Genomic DNA, 19,009 nt, shown 5'->3' on the forward strand with positions numbered 1-19,009 from the left:
CTAACCACTGTATCAGTTTGTGGAGGAATGTGCGGCGATTTTCCCTTACACTAACAATAAAGAGCCACGGACAGAATAGCAACACAAGAGACGATTTAGCAAGGCAAGTACCCCAAATGCTGCAGCAATATTTTGACTCCAATCAGAATCAATATAACTCCTCCTGCCATTTCGGCTCTTTCACGAAATGCTTTCATCATATGATATCCACTAAATATGCCCACGAGACATACCAAGAAGGTAATCACTCCTATGGTGAGCGATGTAAAATATATATCCACATGCAATAGTGCAATGGTAACCCCTACAGCTAAAGCATCGATACTAGTGGCAATGGACAATGCTAACATCTCTTTCCAATCCACGGAAGATGTATCCTCTTCCTCATCGCTAAGAGAGGTACGAATCATATTAATACCCAAATAGCCTAAAGTCATGAAAATAATCCAATGGTCCCACTCATCAAAATTCTGCGAAAATTGAGCTCCTACAGCTGCCCCTATGATCGGCATTAAGCACTGGAATGCACCAAACAAGAATGCCAAAGTGATTTTTTTCATCTTTGGATCCGCTTTCATCTGCGATGATTTACAAATAGAAACCGCAAAGGCATCCATGGCAAGACCTACCGACAAAATCAATATTTCAAGGTATGACACAAGTCCCTCCTGCAAATAACAACAAAAGTGCTTGGCAATCCCAAGCACTTTTTCTTAAAAACATTACATTTCATATAGAGAACTGTAATTGTTTTTAGTACTAATTTTATTATTATACATCACCTAAGGCTAATAGGGAATAGGCTTCTAATCCCATTGTGGTATCATTTTCAATCTGTATAGTTCGTTGCAACTCTGTACGTAACGATTCCAATACTTGTTTTGTAAAGAATTGCCCCACATCTGGATGCACCACAATGGACACATCCGTTTTTAATCGACCAAAGCGATACAATTCCCGCAGACGTCGTAAGATTTGCAAATACACAGTTTCTCCTTTTAGTACATGTCCAGTACCACCACAACTGGAACAAGTATCAAAGAGGATAGATGGAATACTTTGGCGCTCCCGTTTCCGTGTCAACTCCAACAAACCTAAGGAAGTAATACCACATACCACGGTTTTAATAGGATCCTTTTTCACTAAGTGGTTCATCAACTGTACTAGTTCTTCCATATCCTGTTTAGGCATATCTATAAAATCGCAAATAATGATTCCTCCAAGATTTCGCAATCGCAATTGTCTGGCAATCATATGGGCCGCTTCTTGATTCACTCGTTTTGCCACCTGTCCCACTTGTTCATTCTTACCACTGTAATGAGCAGAGTTTACATCAATCACAGTGAGTGCCTCTGTTTGATCAATCTGTAAGGAGCCACCAGAGGGTAGATCAATGCGATGATTTAAAAGAGCATCAATTTGTTCTTCAATACCATGTGTTTTAAAAATATCTTCCTTTTGATTCCAAAAGCTGACTTCTACAGGCTTACCAAATCGTCCTGCTCCTAATAATTGTTGCAACTCTTCATAAGCAGCTGCATCATCCACCATAATAGAACCTACCGTAGGTCCTACGTAGTCACGAATGACACGATACCATAGGTTGGCATCTCCATAGATTTCCGTTCCATTCTGTGCTACCTTGTAGCGCTTTTGCAAGTGTTCCCAAGTCTGATGTAAATAGGCCATATCACGAGCAATTTCTTCTTCACTAGCCCCCATAGCTGCGGTGCGCAAAATAAATCCTACACCTCGCTCTAAATAAGGTTGTGCCATATCTTTCAAAAACTGACGCAACTCTGGGTCTGTAATCTTTTTAGAAATATGAATCTGTTGATCTTGTGGCAATAATACCATATAATGACCAGCCAAACTAACATCAGTAGTGACACGAGCGCTTTTTCCCAGCATGGCATCCTTCACAACTTGAACTAATAAGACTTCCCCTACATGTACTTTTTTTTGTTTCCCTTGTTCTTGTAGGTTTAGGTACACATTTTGCCCGATGCCAATGTCGAGGAAAGCTGCACTCATGCCAGGCAGAACATTTTTCACTACCCCTTTATACATATGATTTACACGATTTGATTGCTGTGGTCGTTCATATATAATTTGTTGTAAATCCCCTGTCTCATCCACAATGGCAAGACGGGTTTCCTCTTTCATCACATTGGCATATAATCGATTCATAGTCTCTCCTTATTCCACTTCTAGAGGCGTAATACAAGCCCCATCCGTTTCAATCAAAATCGCTTCACGGTGAATAGAATAACTATCTGTTACGGGCCAACCGTATTGCTCTTTGCCCAATTTCCACATATCCCCTGGCTTCATAGTCCCTTCTGGATATACGCCAATAGCCATACGAATTGTTACCATATCTCTGTCTACCTTTGCTACCAAGGGTTCTTTAATGAAATGTTTCACATCAATCATTCTTGTTTTCTTCGGTGTTACCTTTTCATATAATACTTCGTCTGCACTATTAAAAGGTTCCAGCAACTGTTCCCAATTTGCGTATTCTACAGTCGGACCTGTCACCTCATAGACTGCATAATTGCATATGGCCATCATTTTTTTCACTTTATCCGGCATGAATCGTCCATCCAACACTTCTAAGCCTTTTGGTGCTGATTGTGAAAGTCGGCTCATCAATTCTTCTAATGACCCTTCTGCTAACACATCCATATCACAGTATTCAGCACTGGCCGTGATACCCAAGGCAAGGGCAGAGGAAAAGCTAATCTTCATATGTGGATTAAATCCCTCAGAATAAGCCATTTTAATCCCACTACGACGAATCATACGCTCTATGGCGGAAGCATAATCTAAATGGGATAAAAAGCGAAGTTCTTCTCCCTTATGTAAGGCCAAACGTAACTTTCTCAACACGTCCACCCTCCTTATAATCAATAATCGGTGTGCCTAGCTCTGGGCAAGCATTACAGCCATTACATGGCTTACGACGGCAATCCCACGTCAACGTACCTTCTACAGCACGCTCCCATTCACGTTGTAAAAAGGCTTTACTTACGGTGTCATCAATATGTTCCCAAGGCAATGCCTCTTCAAAGCTGCGGTCACGGCGAGCATAATAATCTGGATCAATATTCGTATCTTTGAAAGCCTGCATCCAGGTATCGTATTTAAAATACTCTGTCCAGCCATCAAATTTACAGCCCTGTTTCCAAGCCTCTATGACGGATGGCGCTAATCGTCTATCTCCACGAGCAAAGATAGCCTCTAAATACCCTGTATGTCCATCATGATAATGATAGGAAATATTCCGATTGTTGATAAGGGATTTTAAATATCTCTGTTTACGATGAATTTCCTCTACATCTTGTTGACCATACCATTGGTAAGGGGAGTGTGTTTTCGGTACGAAGAAAGAACAACTCACTGTCACCTTGCCATTGCGTTTGCCTGTAATATCTCGGTGCAAATCTAATACTTTATAAGCTAAGTCAGCAATGCCTGCTACGTCTTCATCGGTTTCCGTCGGTAAGCCCATCATAAAGTATAATTTCACTGTGTTCCAACCAGATTTGAAAGCATTTTCACAAGCTGCCATCAAATCTTCTTCACTAACACCTTTGTTAATCACATCACGCATACGCTGAGAGCCTGCTTCTGGAGCAAAGGTTAAGCCACTTTTACGCACTTGCTGCACTTTTTTTGCAATATCAATAGAAAATGCGTCAATACGCAAAGATGGTAGACTAACACTGACTTGTTTATCTTTAAATTCTTCCATCAGCATATCTACTAATTCTGGCAATTTAGAATAATCTGCAGAACTTAGAGACATTAAAGAAATTTCATTATATCCGGTATTGGCGATAATATCCTTTGCCATTTGTAATAACCGTTCCGGCGTTCTTTCACGAACAGGACGATATAACATACCAGCTTGGCAGAAACGACAGCCTCGCAAACAACCACGGAATAATTCTAATACAGCCCGATCATGGACTACGTCTAAATATGGCACAATAGGTGCTGTCGGATAATAGGAGTGTTCTACATCTTCTACGATACGTTTTTTTACAACTGCCGGCGCTTCCTCTGCCAAAATTTTTAACCCTTTAAAATGACCGTCCTCTGTGTATTCTGGCTCATATAAAGCAGGTACATAGGTCCCTTCAATTAAGGCTGCTTTGCGCAAGAATGCCCCTTTACCGCCTGGAAAACCTTTCGCTTTTTCTGTTTTAAATAGTTCTACAAATTCCACAAGCCATTCTTCCGATTCACCGATAGACACGATGTCAAAAAAATCTGCAATAGGCTCAATATTATATACACAAGGTCCCCCTGCTAATAGCAATGGGAAAGACATATCTCGATCTTTGCTATAGAAAGGGATCTCTGCCATATCCAGCATATTCAAGATGTTGGTATAGCTCATTTCATATTGCAATGTAAATCCCAATAGATCAAATTCGCGAATTGGCGTTTTGGTTTCCAAAGAAAATAAAGGAATCTTACGGTCTCGCATTTCCTTTTCCATGTCGTGCCAAGGCGCAAAGACACGCTCAGCCACCACATCTTGACGTTCATTTAACAAACCATATAAAATTTTTATTCCTAAGTGGCTCATACTTACTTCATATACATCAGGAAATGCCAAGGCCATTGTCACATCCACTGTACTGTGGTCTTTTACAATGCTATTCCATTCCCCTCCGGTATAGCGAGCCGGTTTTTCCACATGTTGTAACCATGATGGATCTAAGTGAATCATACAACCTCACTAGAGGCATAAGCCTCATTTCTAACAATTAAAACATGCGTTTTTTCTGACGCATTACTATATTCAATAATAAACCTATACTCAATAAATTGGTGGTCAAAGCACTAACACCATAACTGATGAAAGGCAATGGGATTCCTGTTACTGGCATAATACCTGTCGTCATACCTACATTGACTAAGACTTCAAACAAAAACATAGACCCAATACCTGTAGCAATTAGCATACCAAAGGGATCTACTGATCGTTTGGCAATTAAAAAGCTACGATATACAACCACTAACAATAATCCTAAGACCACACAACACCCAAGAAGACCCAATTCTTCTCCGACCACGGAGAAAATAAAATCTGTATGGTTTTCTGGTAAAAAGTTCAGCTGGCTTTGGGTTCCTTCAAAAAGGCCTTTTCCAAATAGCAAACCTGAACCGATTGCAATTTTAGATTGGATAATATGATATCCGGCTCCAAATGGGTCTACATTGGGATTTAAAAATACCATAATCCGTTGTTTTTGATACTCTTGCAAAACAAACCAACTTAGCGGAGCTAATGCCACCATGGTACCTACCATAATCTGCACTAATCGCATTCGAATACCACTAACAAAAAGCATGCCTGCCAAAATAGCCACATACACTAAGGATGTTCCTAAGTCAGGTTGCTTAAATACTAGTAGTGCCGGAATTCCTAAAAACAAGAATACTGGCAACAGTTCTTTAAAGGAATTTAATTTTTCTACCCGACTTTCCAACATATTGGCAAGGCTAATGATCATCATCAGTTTTGTAAACTCTGATGGTTGGATAGTAATCGGACCAATCTGAATCCAGCGCTGCGCACCCAGTGCTGATGTACCCACGATCATAACAGCCAATAACATGAGGATGGTAGCTGCATAAATCCATTTAGCATAGGGACGCAAACGCTCATAATCTAGCCATTGTAGACCTACAATGGCTATGATATTTAATCCAAAAAATAGTAATTGCTTTGATACCAGTCCCGTTAGTTGTAAACCTTCGCGATTCACATGCGTAGCACTACCAATCACAATGCATCCTATGATGATAAGGCTAATCGTGGACAGCACCAAAATCCAATCCCATTCTCGTATAATTCTCTGCCACATAGTATACTCCTAGTCTACTTTTTGCTCTTTTATAGAAGATGTGCCCGTTTTGGGATCACCTTTTTTCCCGTTCACTGGTGCAACAACTGGTTTAGGAATATGAAAATATTCTTCTAAAATAGGACGCACAATAGAGCCGGCTGAGCTAGCTCCAAAGCCACCTTGCTCCACAAGGGCTACTACAACAATACGGGGTTTGTCATAAGGGGCATAGGCAACGAACCAACCGTGGTCAGTACCAGTAGCATTCTCTGCAGTTCCTGTTTTACCAGCTACTGCTAGGGATAATCCTTTAAAAATTTCCCCTGCTGTACCACCTTCCAACGTTACGTCTCTAAGACCATTACGAACAATATCCATAACTGCTTTAGACACTTGTAAAACGCCTAGCTTCTTAGGTCCAAAGATTTCTTCTGGCGTTCCATCTGCATTATCAATGCGGCTCACCACATACGGTTGGTAACGAATCCCTCCATTAGCAATTTCAGACATAACCACTGCCATCTGTATAGGCGTGACTAAGGTAAAAGACTGACCTATAGCAGCATCAAAAGTTTCCCCTAAATACCAATCTTGATTAAATACTTTCCTCTTATATTCTGGACTAGCTAAGTTACCACGACCCTCATCATAGAGCTTAATACCTGTCTTTTCTCCTAATCCAAAGATTTTAGCATATTTATCAATATTTTCTATCCCTAAGCGATTACCCATTTCATAGAAATACACATTATCAGATTTGGCTAAGGCTTTATTAAAGTCAAGCCAGCCCAAGGCTTCTCCCTCTGCATTTCGCTTATCAATTAACCAGTGTTTACCACTATCGTAAATCATTTCATTAGGAGTTACTTTTTTTAATTCTAATGCGGCTGCGCCAGTAATAATTTTAAAAGGAGATCCTGGTGGATATTCACCAGTAACTACTTTATTTTCAAAAGGATGATTCGCATCAGTATTGAGTTGGTTCCATTGTTCTGTGGTAATCCCTTTGGCAAACCAATTCGGATTGAATCCTGGGGCACTAACCATCGCCAATACAGCTCCTGTGTTAGGATCTAGGGCCACAACGGCAGCACCCTTTGCAGGAATACCTTGCAATCTAAGAGTAGCTAATTGATCATACACAGCTTTTTCAGCCACTTTTTGCAAATTCAAGTCAATTGTCAAATGAATATTTCGCCCTGGTACTGTATGTTTACGGCCTACTTCTTCAACAGGTCGTCCGCTAGCATCTACCTCTACTTGACGACCACCATCAACACCACGCAAGACAGAGTCATACATTTTCTCAAGGCCCGATCTTCCTAAAATCGTACCCGCTCCAATAGGGCCTCCAGAATTTGTGCCTTCTAATTCTGCTTGCTTTACTTTTGCCAATTCTTCTTCGCTCACTTCTCCTACATAGCCCAATAGTTGAGATGCCATCGTATCATGAGGGTAATAGCGAAGTGGTTCTACATCTACTGTAATACCTGGTAATTCGTGACGATGTTCTTCAATTTTTGTGACCTTATCTAAGGTTACATCACTAGCTAATCTAATTGGTTCATAACCACCTTTATGAGCTTCTATTTTATCTGCTAAGGTTTTCACTGGCACTTGCAAATAAGCAGCCAATTGTTCTAACACTTTTGGATCTGCCTGTTTTCCAGTTGGCAACATAGATACCATATAAGCAGGTCGTGAGCCGACGACAATTTGACCATTTCGATCATACATCAACCCTCTTGTAGCCGTCATAGATAAGATACGTAACCGGTTCCCCTCTGCTTTTCCACGGTAATAATCACCTTCAATAGCTTGTAAGTAAAATACACGTCCTAATAAAACAGCAAAAACGAGGATGACTATAGTTAACAACACATCAAAGCGTGTAGTTTTTTTCTTTTTATATAGTGCTTTTAACATAGTCTCTCCTTTCTACCACATGTATTCATCTTTTTCTTCCCAGCGCCATACTAGTTTATGCACTAAGATTCCCACTAAGGCATCAATACCTATCGAAGGAATGCCATGATTCCAAATATAGGTAGTCAATATGATAGGCTCCTGCACAATCCACAATAAGCCTATTTGCACTAGCATCACTAACGCCGCTCCTAGTCCAATCCACCCAGCACTGGCATACCATTGTTCTTCATAAATAGTCAAATGTATAGACCCTAAGGCATAACTCACTGCGGCATAGGATACCACATGTAATCCAAAATAATTACCAATCATCACATCCTGGACAATACCCCCTACAACTGCTAATAGCAGTCCAGAGGAACGCCCTTTCAGTATAGTAACGGCTAAGGCAATATCTAGCAACAAATGAGGTGCCCAAGAGTAGGGAAACCATCTAGGTACGACTAAAGATTGGATAATAATCACACCTACTAACATCAATGTCCAGGCAAATCGCTTCATTGTTGCACCGTCCCTTTAGCACCTTCTACTTGATCTCGTTGCGTGCGAGGAATCAATTTTGGCTCTAATTTTGGTGTTTCTGGTCGCGCCGTGAAGGATTTGGTAATGACGAATACTTCTTCTAAACTTTGAAAGTCTACCGTAGGCTCAATGATTGCATGTTTCACAAAACCTTCTTCATCAGTGACAATATCTTTCACATGACCTAATAATAATCCCTTTGGATACATACCTCCAAACCCTGAAGTTACAATTGTATCGCCTTTTAGCACATCACCATTTAAGGCAATGTTCACCATTTGTGGCTCCATAGGGCGATTCCCATTCCCTTTCAGTATAGATGCAATTCTAGATTCTGGTCGTTGCACGATAACACCAGTAGCAGATCTTGGATCTAATATGCTTTGTACCCGTGCAGAATGTTCATATACATCTGATACAAAGCCTACGACTCCACGGGGAGCAATGACTGCCATATTTGGCTCTACCCCATCTACACGGCCTCTACTAATAGTGAATGTATCCGTCCAAGCCCCTCTATCACGAGTCACTACAGAGGCTGCTAATAAAGCAAATTGAGGTTGTTCTCCTTTAAATTGTAATAATTGGCGTAACCGAATATTCTCTGCTACCAATTCGTCATAGGCCACTTGCTTTTGCTCTAATTCTGCATTGCGTTCCTCTATATCAGACATATCTTTCACACGTAGAATACCATCATCAATAATCGCTATCCCCGTATGTATTCCTTCTAAGAAACGACTAGCTCCATAGGTAAATGGGGCCATCAAATTTTCTAGAGTTACTGTTACCACTGGAACTTGTGTTCTTTGTTTCCACACATATCCAAAAACACCTAGTACAGTACAAAGAATGACGATCATAGTCAACCATTTGCGTTCAGATTGTTGCATTAAGATCGCCCCTTTCGTAATTTACTTGCCACTAACAATCGTTCTAAACGTTGCACATCTGCGGCAGCTCTTCCTAAACCAAGTGCCACCGTATCGCCGGGCGTATCTGCAATGCGTACAGGAATGCCTAGTTCCTCTTGGATGTGGCGGTCTAACCCTTCAAGTAAGGACGTACCTCCCGTAAGGAGCATGCCACTTTCCATAATATCTGCCACTAATTCAGGTGGTGTTTTTTCCAAAATACTGCGTATAACAACCACCATATCTGCAATAGGTTGTCGCAAAATTTCATAGACTTCACTTTTACGAATGATACAGCGTTTGGTGAGTCCCGTTTCAGAGTGACGACCTACGATAGTGTATTCCCCTTCGATAGATGGAGCGATCGCACAACCAAGAGTTTGCTTAATGTCTTCCACTGTTTCATCGGATACCATAATAGAAAACTCATTACGTATATAATGATATATGGCTTCGTTTAATTCATTACCACCAATCCGTGATGTGCGGCTCGCTACTTTACCACCCATAGATAAAATAGCTACATCTGTAGTACTACCGCCAATATCTACAGCCATACTACCACGGGCCTCAAAGATAGGAAGCCCTGCACCAATCGCTGCTGCCACTGGACTTTCCAGCAAATGAGCTTCCCGAGCTCCTGCCTGAATAATAGCATCTGTCATCGCTCTTCGCTCTACATCGGTAATCCCACAAGGCACTGCCATGACGACACGAGATCTACGAACCGCCTTGGATGCTTTGTTCATAAAATACTTTAACATAGACAACACAATACGATAGTCCACAATAAAGCCCTCTTTCAGAGGACTCATAGGGGCTAATGTTTCTGGATTACGCAATAGCAAGCGATGTGCATCTTCCCCAACGGTGACGATATTCTCTTGCTTTGCATCCGTTGCCACGATGGATGGTTCTGATACAACCACCCCTCGACCTTCCACAAAAATATGCGTATGAAAGGTCCCAATATCTATTCCTAAATCTCTTCCTAATGAAGAAAATAATTTCATCGAATCTCTCCTTATAAAGAATTCCGTATTCTATTAATTGTAACATACTTTAAGGAGATTATAAATAAAAAAGCCAGCAGAACCTAAGTTCTGCTGGCTTTCAGTATGTCTATTTTTTATTCCCACTCAATGGTTGCTGGTGGTTTACTTGTAATATCGTACACGATACGGTTAATGTGGTTTACTTCGTTCACGATACGGCGGGAGATAGTATCCAATACATCATAAGGGATACGTGCCCAATCAGCTGTCATGAAGTCAGTGGTGGTCACCCCACGCAATGCCAATGTGTAATCATAGGTACGGAAGTCACCCATAACACCTACTGTGCGTGTGCTTGTTAATACCGCGAAGTATTGGTTAATGGAACGATCTAAACCAGCTTTTGCAATTTCATCGCGGAAGATGTAATCCGCATCACGCAATACATCTAGTTTATCTTTTGTCACTTCACCCATGACACGAATCGCAAGACCTGGCCCTGGGAATGGTTGACGCCATACTAGGTAATCTGCCAAACCAAGTTCAGCACCTAATTGACGAACTTCATCTTTGAACAAGTTGCGAAGTGGTTCGATTAAACCTTTAAAATCTACTACTGCAGGTAATCCACCTACGTTGTGATGAGATTTAATCACTTCTGCTTCACCAGTGCCAGATTCGATTACGTCTGGATAAATGGTACCTTGTGCTAAGTAATCAACGGAACCAATTTTACGTCCTTCATCTTCGAATACACGAATAAATTCTTCGCCGATAGCTTTACGTTTCGCTTCTGGATCTTCAAGACCTGCTAATTTTGTTAAGAAACGTTCTTCTGCATCCACACGAATGAAGTGCATACCAGAATCTTTGAACGCCGCTTCTACTTCGTCACCTTCATTTTTACGCATCAAACCATGGTCAACGAAGATACAAGTTAATTGGTCCCCTACAGCTTTGGAGATTAACGCCGCTGCTACGGAGCTATCCACACCGCCAGATAATGCCAATAATACTTTGCCATCGCCTACTGTATTGCGAATCTCTTCAATAGCAGTTTTTGCATAGTTTGCCATCGTCCATTGGCCTGTGCATCCACATACTTCATACAAGAAGTTGTGCAACATTTCTTTACCATGTTCTGTATGCAACACTTCTGCATGGTATTGCATAGCATATAAACGGCGCTCTTCGTTTTGCATGGCTGCTACAGGGCAATCTTTTGTATGTGCCACGATTTTGAAACCTTCTGGCACTTTTGCCACATAATCTACATGGCTCATCCATACGATTTCTTCTTCTGAAAGTCCTTTAAATAATGGTGAGGACACATCTACATGAGTTGGAGTTTTACCAAATTCACGTGTTTCCGCAGACGTTACATGACCACCTAATGTATGTGCCATAAATTGCATACCATAGCACATACCCAATACTGGAATGCCAAGTTCAAATACTTCCGCTTCCATTTTAGGAGCATTGTCTTCGTATACGCTAGCAGGACCACCTGTGAAGATGATACCTTTTGGCTGTAATTCTTTAATTTTTTCTAATGCTTTATTGTACGGATATACCTCACAATACACATTATTTTCACGTACACGACGCGCGATCAGTTGGTTATATTGACCACCAAAGTCAACGACAACAACCATCTCTTTTTGTTCCATTCTGTCCTCCCACAATCTTCTGTTTATAACTTCAATATATAAACACTATATATTAAATATTATACCCTATGCACTAAATTTTGACTAGAATCGGAAGTCACGTTCTCCCTCTTCCATTTGCGCAATATAAGCTTTGGATTTTTCTTTCACTAGATCATTTTTAATGGAGTCTAATTGCACGTCGATAACAGCCGCACCAACAGCTTTTGTTTCCTCATCTGCATAGTCTAGTAAATACTCTTTCAATGTCATCAACGCATTCGGTTGACAGCAGTTGGAAATTTGTCCACTCTTAGCCAGTGCCATAAAGCGGTCACCTGTACGTCCTTCACGGTAGCAAGCCGTACAGAAACTTGGTACATATCCTAATTGCAATAACCATTCCACAATTTCATCCAAGGAACGGCGGTCACTCGTATCAAATTGAGCAGAATTTTCTTCTTCTGGTTCTTCTTCTACATAGCCACCGACAGATGTACGAGACCCTCCAGAAATTTGCGAGATACCTAAGGCTAAACCACGTTCACGCATAGCTTGACTTTCACGAGTAGACATAATCATACCTGCATACGGTGCAGACACACGAATCAAAGCTACGATTTTTTCAAAAATATCGTCTGGTACAGCATTACTGAAATCATCTACATCGATATCATCAGCTGGACAAATTCGAGGCACACTGATCGTATGCGGGCCTACACCAAACTTCGCTTCTAAATGTTCTGCATGCATCAACAAGCCTACGAAGTCATATTTGTAGTGTTCCAATCCATAAAGGACGCCAATGCCCACGTCATCAATACCTGCCTCCATAGCGCGATCCATAGCCGTTGTATGGTATGCATAATCGCTCTTAGGGCCTGTTGGATGAAGGGCTTCATAGTTTTCTTTATTATATGTTTCTTGGAACAATGTGTACGTACCAATACCTGCCTCATGTAATTTTCGATAATCTTCTACTTCACACGCCGCAATATTGACATTGACTCGACGTATTTCTCCATTATCTTTTTTGATGGAGTAAATCGTATCAATACATTCCAAAATATATTCCAGTGGATTTTCCAATGGATGTTCGCCAGATTCGATAACAATCCGTTTATGCCCCATGGCTTCTAAGGCCATTACTTCTTCACGGACTTGATCTTGGTTTAATTTTTTACGAGTGATGGTTTTATTTTTTGCATGGTATGGGCAGTAGACACAACCATTGATACAATAGTTTGATAAATACAAAGGAGCAAATAATACAATACGATTGCCATAAATCGCTTGTTTAATCTCTTTTGCTAAAGCAAATAATTTTTCCTTATATTCTGGCAAAGGACATTCTAACAGTACCATCGCCTCACGGTGGTTTAATCCTACACGAGTTTTTGCCTTTTCTAATATAGCATCCAATAAAGGACGGTTTTCCTTATTTTCTTCTGCATATTGTAAAGTGGCTAGAATCTCTTCGTGATTAATAAATTCTTCCGCCTTGGAAGAGCGTACATCATACATAGTAAACTCCTTTTCTACTGACTTAGTAGATCTATCACATTCCCCGCTTAGGTTATCTATATACAGCGTATCCCAAGAGGAAACTTTCAATATACTATATGGCAACAGCCACTAGGTGTTGCCCGCTTCTGGGTATACCGATTTTATTAGATATAGCCTTTCTTTTATTATACTCCACTTATGAATCAATGTATATAAAATTAGCCTATATTATGAAAGCAATTGTTAATACTATGTATGCATAAACAGAAATATACATCTATTCATTTGTTCATTTTGAAAGTTTCCTGCCCCATGCAAACAAAAAAGGCCACCAGATATTACTATCTAGAGACCTTTTATATGTGTTATGATTAAGCTTCTACAGGGTATACAGAAACTTTACGGTTATAACGACCAGCACGTTCAAATGCTACACGGCCAGGAACCAATGCAAACAAAGTATCATCTTTGCCGATACCTACGTTAGCGCCTGGATGGAAATGTGTACCACGTTGACGAACTAGGATGTTACCACTTTTTACAGTAGAACCGTCATGGCATTTAACTCCAAGACGTTTGGACTCGGAATCACGACCATTTTTTGTACTGGAAGCACCTTTTTTAGATGCGAATAGTTGTAATTGGATATTGAATAACATGTAGTTCACCTCCTATTGTTCACTCACTCTAACAAAATCACTATATTGATCCGCCACATTCTTGATACCAAGAAGCATCGTTTCTAATATAGTTTGTCCTCTTTCAGTAACAGGTTCTGAAAGTAGGATATGTAACTCACCGTCTTCTATTTGGTACTCCATGGATTGCTTAGCCACCTCATGAAGACCTAAGATCGATGTCTGTGAAAGCATGGATATAGCGGCACATACAATATCTTCTCCGTAAGGACCTGCTTCAGCATGTCCTCGAAAATGACATTCTATGATCTGCCCTAATCGATTGCGTTTCACATCAATGTGAGTCATGATACTTACGCCTCGATTTTTTCGATGCGAACTTTAGTGAATGGTTGGCGATGGCCTTGACGACGACGATAGTTGGATTTCGCTTTGTATTTGAAAACCAAGATCTTTTTCGCTTTACCATGTTCAAGTACTGTACCAGTAACTTTTGCACCGTCCACAAGTGGTGTACCAACTTTAACATCACCGTCTTTAACTACAGTTACAACTTCGTCAAAAGAAACAGTTCCTTCAGCTGCTACATCCAATTTTTCAATAGTGATTACATCGCCTTCGGAAACGCGATATTGTTTACCACCAGTTTTAATAATTGCGTACATTATGACACCTCCTTGTATTCGTACTCGCTGAATGCGGTTATCTAGCCGAAGCCAAATATTATTGACCTCTTCATGCGGCTTGCAATAGTTGGGCGTACCCAAACTACGACTCAATTATTATACATGACAAGCACCGTTTATGTCAACGAAAGAAACCTAATTTTTTCTATCTCTATAGACTCAATACTTGCCGATTTCACTACCTTTACCCACAATACTTTGGCTATAGTAATACACCTATGCCCTAGGGCGAGCAAATCGATAATAGCAAAGAAGTGCTGCCAAGGAACATATCACCATGGTAATTCCCATAGGAATTGCCGTATGTGACCCTCCGATCCCCACAATAGGTGACACAACACCTGCAGACATCATGGAGAAAAACCCTAATAAGGCAGATGCACTACCTGCTAGGTGACCGTAATTTGCCATAGCCATAGAAAAACTAGCCGCCCCGAATAGAGACACCGTCCCTACGGTAAAGAATAAAATTGTGGTCACCACTAAGAATGGTATATTCAGTGCCATAGCTCCTAAGAACAAAGTGGATCCTAGGAATAGCACACACAAACTACCGTGCAACAATTGGTAATCCTTAATAACATTACTCAAACGAGAGCTAATTATACTAAACAAAATGATACCACAACTGTTGATGCCAAATATATAACTAAATTGTTGCGCATCCAACCCAAAAATATTTTGATACACAAAGGATGATCCACTAATGTAACAAAAGAAGGCTCCAAAAGCAAAGCATTGAATACCGCATTGTCCTAAAAAAGCTTTGTCTTTTAATAGCATCTTATAGTTTTTGAGCGCCTCTTGAATGCCCCCTGCTACACGCTGTTCTGTTGGTAAGCTTTCACGGAATAGAATGGACCCCACGAGAAGAAGAATCGCAAAGCCTGCTAAAACGACGAAAATGAATCTCCACGTTTCATATGCCAAAATTTGTCCTCCCACTAATGGAGCAATAACAGGCGCCAAGCCATTGACCATCATCAATGATGCCAACAACTTAATTAGAGCCGCCCCCGATGCATGGTCACGAGCGATAGCTTTAGAGATAACTACTCCAAAGGAACCCGTCACACCTTGCAAAAATCGACCCAACAAAAGTACTTCAATATTTGGTGCATAAGCGCAAACCATGGTAGCTACTACACAAAGTAGGTTTCCCACAATGAGTGGTCTCTTGCGACCTAGCACATCGCTGATAGGTCCTGCAAAGAGTTGTCCCACTGCAATACCGATGGTCATAATGCCGATGGTCATTTGAATATTTGATGCCGATGTATCCAGTTCTCCAGGCATAATCGGCAAGGCTGGCAAATACATATCCGTCGCCAATGGCGTTACCGCTGTGAGCAATCCTAAGAATATAATTAAAAACAATGAAACAGACTTACTTTCCTTCATGCTTTTCCTTTCTAACAATCTCCGCATTGCGAAGCAACACTTTTTTTCCTCGCCAAGCCCATGCTTTGTGGCCGTACTTCGCTTTAAACTCCTTATTCGTCATTCCTTCTAATTCCTCCATCTCAATGTAGGATGTAACCTGTTGAAACTCTGGTATAGGCGTCATAGGAATATCTCGATTGTGAGGGCACACCTCCTGGCATACATCACACCCAAAAATGAGAGGTGTTTTACCAATAATTCGTTCTTCTTCCTCTGAAAGTTCCCCTTTACATTGGGTAAGATAACTTTTACAGGTTCGATAATCTAAATGATCTCCTTGTAAGGCCTTACCAGGGCAAGCACGCAAACAAGCACCACATTGCAGACAGCTCTGTGCAAGCGGTACAGAAGGAGACAATTCCAACGTCGTCATAATAGTGCCAATAACAGTATAGGAGCCCCACGTAGGGTTAATAAACGTTTGGTTCCACCCATAAAACCCTAAGCCTGCCAAGTATGCCATATACCGATCCGCTAAAGGTGACGTATCACAATGAATCTCGTATATTTCGTCAGGATAGCGCTCACGCAAAATATCCACCAGTCGTTCCAAATACTGTCGTACCACAACATGATAATCATCGCCCCAACAGTACCTAGCTAAATTCGTCACTCCTTCCCTAGGCATATAATAAGGAAACAAACAGACTATAGCGGACTTCGGTGAAGCAATAGTCGTGGACCCCTGCAATCGTTCTTCAATACTTCCATTCGTAAACGGACAAGGATAGGGCGTATCCAAATGTAACGACGCCTCCATCGGCAATGGCCAAGACGCCACCCCCACCGCAGGAATATTTAATTGTATCGCTAATTCTTCAAGTTCTAAATTTGTCATGCATTCATTATACTATACAATCCATAGGTTTTATATATAAACAGCCACTCATATATCATATCAATTACGAACAAAGACTATGCATTTGGGGAAGCTTTATTTTAAATTATAGTTTTCTCTGGAAGTACTACCAAAAAACTCAAAACTAATCCCGCTCTCTAAAGAATGCAGTTAAGCGTAGCAGAACAAGAGACATTGTCATGGCCTATATACTATGCTATAATTAAAACAACAAAAGAAGAGCCATCAACGTCTGCTAGCGTTAGGCTCATCTCAAAAGTGAAAAATTGATTACGCCTAACGTGTAAGGTCTGGGAAACCTTATTCATTAGGCGTTTTCGTTAGCTATAAAAGCAACGGAGAACTTCTACAATCAACATAGAAAATTGAATCAATAAAGATAACTTTTCATATGTAGTCATAGTATCACCTCCTCCCCTAATAGGAAGAGATGAGCCTAACAACACGTCGTTGACTCTTCTTATTTATTATACTGCAAAATCACACAAAATGTTAATGTTTTATCAATACTACACATACTCCCTGAGGAACGCAGTTAAGCGTAGCAGCCTTATGGCGACCCTTACTAGCTAAGTTGCACAAATACAAGAAGACCGCAACATGTTCCTGAACAAACCTAACCACTGTATCAGTTTGAGAAGGAATATGTTGCGGTCTTCCCTTTGCAATATTTAGTATAGATCGCCACAGGCTACATAGCAGAATAAGTGACGACCTACAGGTTGCATAGATTAGCAAGTGACGTATTGACTAAATGAACTCAAAAGTTTTATCCTATAACATATTACTAATTACTTTTATCATTCAACACAGGAGGAACAATATGTCTATAGAACTACGTAAAGTTGCCATTATCGGCACTGGTCATGTGGGCTCCCACGTGGCATTTTCTCTGGCTACCCAAGGCGAGGTGGACCAATTATACATGGTAGATATCGACAAAGATAAAGCTATTGCCCAAGCTACCGATATCAATGATGCCGTAAGTTACTTACCACATCGTGTGGAAGCTATCGCTTGCGAACCTGAAGATATCGGAGACTGCGATATTCTCGTTATTTCTGCAGGTCCTCTACCATCCCCAGAACAAGATCGACTAGATACACTAGGGTCCACCATAGAAGTATTGCGTGAATTCCTTCCTCGTGTGAAAGCCTCGGGGTTCAACGGTTTCATCGTGAGCATTTCCAACCCAGCTGACGTAGTAGCTGCCTATGTACAAGAATACTTAGACTACCCGAAACATAAAATTATCTCTTCCGGTACATCCTTAGATTCGGCACGCCTACAACGACTAGTAGCTGAACAAATCCACGTACATCGTCGCTCTTTATCTTGCTATGCTATGGGTGAACACGGTGGTAGCGCTATGGTCCCTTGGTCTCACGTCACAGTATCTGGCAAACCGTTGAAAGAACTCCAACAGGAGCTTCCTCACCGCTTCCCAACCTTTGATGAAAATACCCTAGTAGAACAAATGAAATACGGTGGCTACCTTGTCCTCATCGGAAAAGGATCCACAGAATTTGGTATCGCCACATCCGTCACAGAAATCATCCGTGCTTACTTCCACGATGAACAAAAAGTATTACCTCTATCGTGCAAACTAGAAGGCGAATACGGCGAACACAACGTCTTTGCCTCCGTCCCTGCCATCATCGGCAAAAACGGCATCGAAGAAATCTTGGAATTACACCTAACCTCAGACGAACAAAAAGCCTTCCACAACTCTTGCGAACGCATTCGGGAATATATTAAATTAGCACACACACTATAATTCCCTGAGGAACGCAGTCATGCGTAGTAGCCCTGTGGCGATCCTTACTAGCTAAATTATAAAAATACAGAAACGAGCAACATGTTCCTGAACAAACATTATGAAATACCGTTTGTGAAGGAATGTGTTGCTCGTTTCCCTTTGCCATATTTTCTTATAGCCGCCACAGAGTACATAGCATTACAAGAGTCGATACATTATGAAATACCGTTTGTGAGGAGTAT

Annotated in this window: 18 protein-coding genes; 1 reads left to right on the plus strand and 17 read right to left on the minus strand. The window is 40.9% G+C overall.

The window, feature by feature from the left end; all coding sequences use genetic code 11:
* Positions 1–95: 95 nt before the first annotated feature.
* The 17 genes from HMPREF3032_RS01295 to HMPREF3032_RS07745 form a co-directional block, all read right to left on the minus strand.
* Positions 96–659, minus strand: a complete 564-nt coding sequence (locus tag HMPREF3032_RS01295; protein WP_062401232.1) for a manganese efflux pump MntP — start codon at positions 657–659, stop codon at positions 96–98.
* 112 nt (positions 660–771) lie between these two features.
* A complete protein-coding gene (locus tag HMPREF3032_RS01300; protein WP_062401234.1) occupies positions 772–2,190 on the minus strand; it encodes an Rne/Rng family ribonuclease in 1,419 nt (472 codons plus the stop codon).
* 9 nt (positions 2,191–2,199) lie between these two features.
* The gene (locus HMPREF3032_RS01305; protein WP_062401257.1) at positions 2,200–2,889 is read right to left on the minus strand and encodes a TIGR03936 family radical SAM-associated protein; all 690 of its coding nucleotides are present in this window, start codon (positions 2,887–2,889) and stop codon (positions 2,200–2,202) included.
* A complete protein-coding gene (locus HMPREF3032_RS01310) occupies positions 2,861–4,744 on the minus strand; it encodes a TIGR03960 family B12-binding radical SAM protein (RefSeq protein ID WP_062401236.1) in 1,884 nt (627 codons plus the stop codon). The genes HMPREF3032_RS01305 and HMPREF3032_RS01310 overlap by 29 nt, the downstream gene beginning before the upstream one ends.
* Positions 4,745–4,781: 37 nt before the next feature.
* Positions 4,782–5,885 (minus strand): rod shape-determining protein RodA, encoded by a 1,104-nt coding sequence (gene rodA / locus HMPREF3032_RS01315; protein WP_062401238.1) that lies wholly within the window; start codon positions 5,883–5,885, stop codon positions 4,782–4,784.
* A gap of 9 nt (positions 5,886–5,894) precedes the next feature.
* Entirely contained in the window at positions 5,895–7,793 is a 1,899-nt protein-coding gene (gene mrdA, locus HMPREF3032_RS01320) for a penicillin-binding protein 2 (protein ID WP_062401240.1), read from the minus strand.
* Positions 7,794–7,805: 12 nt separating this feature from the next.
* The gene (mreD, locus tag HMPREF3032_RS01325) at positions 7,806–8,297 is read right to left on the minus strand and encodes a rod shape-determining protein MreD (RefSeq protein WP_009352847.1); all 492 of its coding nucleotides are present in this window, start codon (positions 8,295–8,297) and stop codon (positions 7,806–7,808) included.
* The gene (gene mreC, locus HMPREF3032_RS01330) at positions 8,294–9,211 is read right to left on the minus strand and encodes a rod shape-determining protein MreC (protein ID WP_062401242.1); all 918 of its coding nucleotides are present in this window, start codon (positions 9,209–9,211) and stop codon (positions 8,294–8,296) included. The genes mreD and mreC overlap by 4 nt, the downstream gene beginning before the upstream one ends.
* Positions 9,211–10,245 (minus strand): rod shape-determining protein, encoded by a 1,035-nt coding sequence (locus HMPREF3032_RS01335; RefSeq protein WP_062401245.1) that lies wholly within the window; start codon positions 10,243–10,245, stop codon positions 9,211–9,213. The genes mreC and HMPREF3032_RS01335 overlap by 1 nt, the downstream gene beginning before the upstream one ends.
* Before the next feature lie 116 nt (positions 10,246–10,361).
* Positions 10,362–11,897 (minus strand): glutamine-hydrolyzing GMP synthase, encoded by a 1,536-nt coding sequence (gene guaA / locus HMPREF3032_RS01340; RefSeq protein WP_062401247.1) that lies wholly within the window; start codon positions 11,895–11,897, stop codon positions 10,362–10,364.
* 84 nt (positions 11,898–11,981) lie between these two features.
* The gene (hydG, locus tag HMPREF3032_RS01345) at positions 11,982–13,400 is read right to left on the minus strand and encodes a [FeFe] hydrogenase H-cluster radical SAM maturase HydG (protein ID WP_062401249.1); all 1,419 of its coding nucleotides are present in this window, start codon (positions 13,398–13,400) and stop codon (positions 11,982–11,984) included.
* A 353-nt stretch (positions 13,401–13,753) separates the two neighbouring features.
* Positions 13,754–14,041, minus strand: coding sequence for a 50S ribosomal protein L27 (gene rpmA / locus HMPREF3032_RS01350; protein ID WP_009353004.1), 288 nt, complete (start codon positions 14,039–14,041; stop codon positions 13,754–13,756).
* A 12-nt stretch (positions 14,042–14,053) separates the two neighbouring features.
* Positions 14,054–14,368, minus strand: coding sequence for a ribosomal-processing cysteine protease Prp (locus HMPREF3032_RS01355; RefSeq protein WP_062401250.1), 315 nt, complete (start codon positions 14,366–14,368; stop codon positions 14,054–14,056).
* Positions 14,369–14,373: 5 nt separating this feature from the next.
* Positions 14,374–14,685, minus strand: a complete 312-nt coding sequence (rplU, locus tag HMPREF3032_RS01360) for a 50S ribosomal protein L21 (protein WP_009352881.1) — start codon at positions 14,683–14,685, stop codon at positions 14,374–14,376.
* Between the two features lie 237 nt (positions 14,686–14,922).
* Positions 14,923–16,107 carry a multidrug effflux MFS transporter gene (locus tag HMPREF3032_RS01365; RefSeq protein ID WP_062401252.1) on the minus strand — a complete coding sequence of 395 codons (1,185 nt, stop codon included), beginning with the start codon at positions 16,105–16,107 and terminating at the stop codon, positions 14,923–14,925.
* Positions 16,094–16,987 carry an epoxyqueuosine reductase gene (locus HMPREF3032_RS01370; RefSeq protein WP_062401253.1) on the minus strand — a complete coding sequence of 298 codons (894 nt, stop codon included), beginning with the start codon at positions 16,985–16,987 and terminating at the stop codon, positions 16,094–16,096. The genes HMPREF3032_RS01365 and HMPREF3032_RS01370 overlap by 14 nt, the downstream gene beginning before the upstream one ends.
* 341 nt (positions 16,988–17,328) lie before the next feature.
* On the minus strand, positions 17,329–17,409 hold the full coding sequence (locus HMPREF3032_RS07745; protein WP_369688071.1) for a putative holin-like toxin: 81 nt from the start codon (positions 17,407–17,409) through the stop codon (positions 17,329–17,331).
* Positions 17,410–17,837: 428 nt separating this feature from the next.
* Between HMPREF3032_RS07745 and HMPREF3032_RS01375 the strand changes: the two genes are divergently transcribed.
* Positions 17,838–18,785, plus strand: a complete 948-nt coding sequence (locus tag HMPREF3032_RS01375; RefSeq protein WP_082717767.1) for an L-lactate dehydrogenase — start codon at positions 17,838–17,840, stop codon at positions 18,783–18,785.
* Positions 18,786–19,009: the final 224 nt, after the last annotated feature.

This window comes from Veillonella sp. DNF00869 (assembly GCF_001553345.1).
Taxonomy (GTDB): Bacteria; Bacillota; Negativicutes; order Veillonellales; family Veillonellaceae; genus F0422.